3 protein-coding genes and 1 pseudogene are annotated in these 4,409 nt (G+C 71.2%); all 4 read right to left on the bottom strand.

What is annotated here, in order from left to right:
* Positions 1-105: 105 nt before the first annotated feature.
* Complete coding sequence (locus HUW36_RS26630; RefSeq protein ID WP_174530656.1) at positions 106-1,890, bottom strand: ABC transporter permease; 1,785 nt, start codon at positions 1,888-1,890, stop codon at positions 106-108.
* Positions 1,887-2,960, bottom strand: coding sequence for an ABC transporter ATP-binding protein (locus tag HUW36_RS26625; RefSeq protein WP_174530655.1), 1,074 nt, complete (start codon positions 2,958-2,960; stop codon positions 1,887-1,889). The genes HUW36_RS26630 and HUW36_RS26625 overlap by 4 nt, the downstream gene beginning before the upstream one ends.
* A gap of 106 nt (positions 2,961-3,066) precedes the next feature.
* Positions 3,067-4,110: an extracellular solute-binding protein gene (locus tag HUW36_RS26620; protein WP_174530654.1), complete on the bottom strand. Its 1,044-nt coding sequence runs from the start codon at positions 4,108-4,110 to the stop codon at positions 3,067-3,069.
* 37 nt (positions 4,111-4,147) lie between these two features.
* Positions 4,148-4,409 (bottom strand): annotated as a pseudogene (locus HUW36_RS26615) (ROK family protein); the annotation flags it as partial.

The following is a 4,409-nucleotide window of genomic DNA, read 5'->3' as shown; positions in this document are numbered from 1 at the left end:
CGACCGGCAGCACCGCGAAGTCCGCCGCCGCGACCACGTCGGCCAGTTCGCCGCCGGGGATGCCGGCGGCGGGCAGCAGCCCGCCGTCGGCGGCCCAGCGGGCGGTCACGCCGTCCACTTCGTCGCCTCCCGGCTCGCCCGGCCGCCGGTCTCCAGCCGACCGGAGATCACCATGACCACGAAGATCAGGGCGACCTGGAGCATGCCGTACGCGGCGGCGGTGCCGACCTCGAACGAGTACATCCGGTTGTTGATCTCCACCGAGATCGGCGCGGTCTCCGAGGTGTAGATCAGCACCGAGGCGACGAACTCGCCGACGCCGTTGACGAACGCGAGCAGCGCGCCGGCCAGCACACCCGGCAGCATGAGCCGCAGCGTGACCGTGCCGAACGCCCGCCACCAGGACGCGCCGAGGTTGCGGGCGGCCTCCTCCAGCGACGGGTCGAGCTGGGCCAGCGTCGCCGAGCTGGAGCGGAACACCAGCGGTAGGAAGCGGACGAAGTAGGCCAGCGGCATGATCCAGAAGGTGCCGATCAGGACCTGCCCGAAGCTGAACGCGTTGCCGGTGCTGAACGCCGAGATCAGGTTGATCGCGACCACCGTGCCGGGCAGCGCCCAGGCCAGCATGACCGCCACGTCCAGCAGGCCGCGCCCGCGGAAGTCCAGCCGGCGCACCGCGTACGCGATGAGCACGCCGACCACGACGCAGCCGACGGTGGCGAGCAGGCTCATCTGCAGCGAGTTGAGGATCGGCCGGTACGCGTCCGGGTCGGAGAAGATGGTGACGAAGTTCTGCGTGGTGTAGCCGGACGGGATCACCTCGGTGGTCCACGACCCGTCCAGGCTGAACGCCACCAGGGCGATGGTCGCCACCGGGGCGAGCAGCACCACGACGGCGAGCAGCGAGGCGAGCAGCGCCAGCCAGCGGGCGAACGGGTTGGTCAGCTCCCGGCGGTGGCTGGCCACCCCCTTGGACTGGGAGCGGTAGCTGCGCCGCCCCTCGTACCAGCGCATCCCGAGCAGGAACAGCACCGACACCACGGCCAGCACCGACGCGTAGGTCGAGGCCATCGGCAGGTCGCCGTTGGTGCGGTTGATGTAGATCTGCATGGTCATGGTCTGGTCCACACCGAACAGCAGCGGGGCGGTGTACGAGGCCAGCGAGGTCATGAAGACCAGCAGCGAGGCGGAGACCAGCGCCGGGGTGAGCATCGGCAGCAGCACCGTCCGCCACACCCGGACCCGGCCCGCGCCGAGGTTGTAGGCGGCCTCCTCGACCGACGGGTCCATCCCGACGAGCGCGGCGGACGTGGCGAGGTAGAAGAACGGGTACATGGTGAACGTGTGCACCACCAGCACGCCGGCGATGCCGCTGAACGGCAGCACCGGGTTCTCCGTGCCGAACAGCTGTTGCAACGCGCGCGGCAGGATGCCGGTCTCGCTGTAGAGCAGCTGGAACGAGATCGCCCCGATCAGCGGCGGCAGCGCCGCCGGCACCAGGATGATCGCCTCGATGAGCCGGCGGCCGGGGAACGAGAACCGCTTGAGCAGGAACGCCATGGCCACGCCGACGACGCCGCAGAGCAGCACGCTCGCCGCCGAGATCAGCAGCGAGGTGACAAGCGCGGAGCGGGCCACGCCGTCACCGGTGAGGAAGCTGGCCCAGTTCGCCGGCCCGTCCACCCCGACGCTCTCGCCGAAGGTGGCGAGCATCGGCTGGACCACGTAGCCGAACAGGACCAGCGCCAGCGGGAACACCAGGAGGTACGGGAACCAGCGCGAGTTGGCGTTGAGCGCCGGACGGCGGGACCGCGGACGCGACGGTGGGGTGGGGTCGTCCGTGACCGGCGGGACGGTGGCCGCGCTCGGGGTCGCGGGGATCGTGCTCATGCGCCGACCACCCACATCCGCTCCGGCGGCAGGCGCAGCCCGACCTGGTCACCCACGCCCAGGCCGGCCGGCACGTCGATCGCGGCCACCTGGACCGGTTCGCCGGCCACGTCGACAAGCAGGTTGGTGGCCATGCCGGTGAACTCCAGCTCGGTCACCCGGCCGGTGAGCGCACCCTCGGCGGTGGCGGAGGTGAGCGCGATGTGCTCGGGCCGGACGCTGACCAGGGCGGTCGCGCCCGCGGCGAGCCCGTGGTCGGCGGGCGCGGCGACCGGGACCTCCCAGCCGCCGGGCAGCGCCACGGTGACGCGCTCCGCGTCGGCCGCGACCACCGGCAGGTCGAGCACGTTGCTGCGGCCGATGAAGCGGGCCACGAACGCGGTGGCGGGCCGGTGGTAGATCTCCTGCGGCGTGCCGACCTGGCGGACCCGGCCGGACTCCATCACCGCGATCCGGTCCGACATGGCCATCGCCTCGGCCTGGTCGTGGGTGACGTAGAGCGCCGTGGTGCCGCTGTCCTTCTGGATCCGGCGGATCTCCACCCGGGTCTCCTCGCGCAGCTTGGCGTCGAGGTTGGACAGCGGCTCGTCGAGCAGCAGCGTGCGCGGGCGGATCACCAGGGCCCGGGCCAGCGCGACGCGCTGCTGCTGGCCGCCGGAGAGCTGGTCGATGCGCCGGTCGCCGTACCCGGCGAGGTGGACCTGCCCGAGCGCCTCCTCGATCCGCCGCGTCGACTCGGCCCGGCCGACCTTGCGGATCTTCAGGCCGTACGCCACGTTCTGGGCGACGCTCAGGTGCGGGAAGAGCGCGTAGTTCTGGAAGACCATGCCGGTGTCGCGCTTGTTCGGCGGCCGGTTGGTGACGTCCTCCGCGCCGAAGCGGATCCGGCCGGAGCTGGGGAAGTAGAAGCCGGCCACCATCCGCAGGGTGGTGGTCTTGCCGCAGCCGCTCGGGCCGAGCAGGGTGAAGAACTCCCCCGCGCCGATGCGGAGGTCGACGTCGTCGACCGCCGCGGTGTCGCCGGCACGCGGGAAGCGCTTGCTCACCGACTCCAGCGTGACATCGATCATGATGCCTCTCCTTGCGTCCGGTAACCGGATCGGACCGGTGACGGGTGGGCGGTACCTGGTGGTGGCGGGACGCCGGGTGCGCGGACGCACCCGGCGTCCCGTCCGGTCAGCCCTTGTTCTTGATCTGGCTGTTCCAGTGGTTGATCCACTCGGTCTCGTTCTTGCCGATCACGTCCCAGTCGACGTCCAGCGGCTTGAGGTCGAGCTGGGCCAGCCACTCCGGCTTCTGCGCGATGTCCACGGCCGGGATCTGGTAGTAGTCCTTGGCCAGCTCGGCCCGCAGGGAGTCGTCGAAGAGGAACTCGAGGAACTTCTGCGCGCCCTCGCTGTTGCCGCCCTTGACCTGGGCCAGCCCGTCGACCAGGACCGGCGCGCCGGAGGCCGGCATCACGTAGCCGAAGGGCATGTTGGCCTGGTTGGCCTGGAGCAGGATGTCCTGCAGGTTCCAGGCGCTCAGCGTGCCCTGCTGGCGGGACAGCTTCAGGTAGAGGTCGGTCGGGTTGGCGGCGTACGCGCCGGTGTTGGCGTCGAGCTTCTTCAGCCAGTCGTAGCCCGGCTGCGGGTTGCTGCCGTCGGGCGACTGCCGCTGGATCATCGAGGCGTAGATCGACCGCATGGTGCCGGAGGCGGCCACGTCGCGGATGATGATCTTGTCTTTCCACTCCGGCTTCAGCAGGTCGTCCCAGTCCTTCGGGGCCTGCTCCGGGGTGAGCGCCTTGTTGTTGTACATGATGACCTCGGGCAGCAGGATCTCGCCGAACCACCGGCCCTGCGGGTCCTTGTACGCCGCGTCCATCTTGCCGGCGAACGACGGCTGCCAGGCCGCCAGCAGGTCCTCGGAGGCACCGGCGGCCAGGCCCTGCTGCGTGCCGCCCCACCAGACGTCGGCCTGGGGGTTGGCCTTCTCCGCGCGGACCCGCTCCAGGATCTCCTGGGCGCCCAGGTTGAGCACCTCGACCTTGCCCTTGTACTCGGGGTACTTGGCGGTGAACTTGTCGACGACGTAGGTGGTGACCTTCTTGTCGCGGGCCGTGTAGATGGTGAGCTTCTCGGCCGCGCCGCCGCCGGAGTCACCGGAGCCGCCGCCGCAGGCGGTGCCGGCGGCGAGGACGGTGGCGAGCGCTCCGGCGAGCAGGAGTCGACGTCTCATGGGGTACCTCCGAGGGGTGTGAGGGGGATCGGTGGGATCAGGGAGCGGGTAGCAGGGCGGACAGGCCGGACGCGGCGGCCGAGAGGGCGTAGCTGATCGCGCCGTAGAGCACCGCCCGGTCACCGAGCACCGCGCGGCGGACCTCGGTGGGGCTGGGCGCGGCGGCGGACACCAGCGCCTGGAGCCGCGCCACGGCGGCGTCGTCGAGGTCGGCCGCGGCGCCGCTGAGCAGCACCCGGCCGGGGTCGACCACGCAGGCGCAGGAGACGATGAGACGGGCCCAGGCGTCGAGCACCTCG

Origin of the sequence: Micromonospora maritima (assembly GCF_902825405.1) — a bacterium.
GTDB lineage: Bacteria > Actinomycetota > Actinomycetes > Mycobacteriales > Micromonosporaceae > Micromonospora > Micromonospora maritima.
Note: the sequence above shows the minus strand (reverse complement) of the source record. Positions and strands in the feature narration are given on the sequence as shown.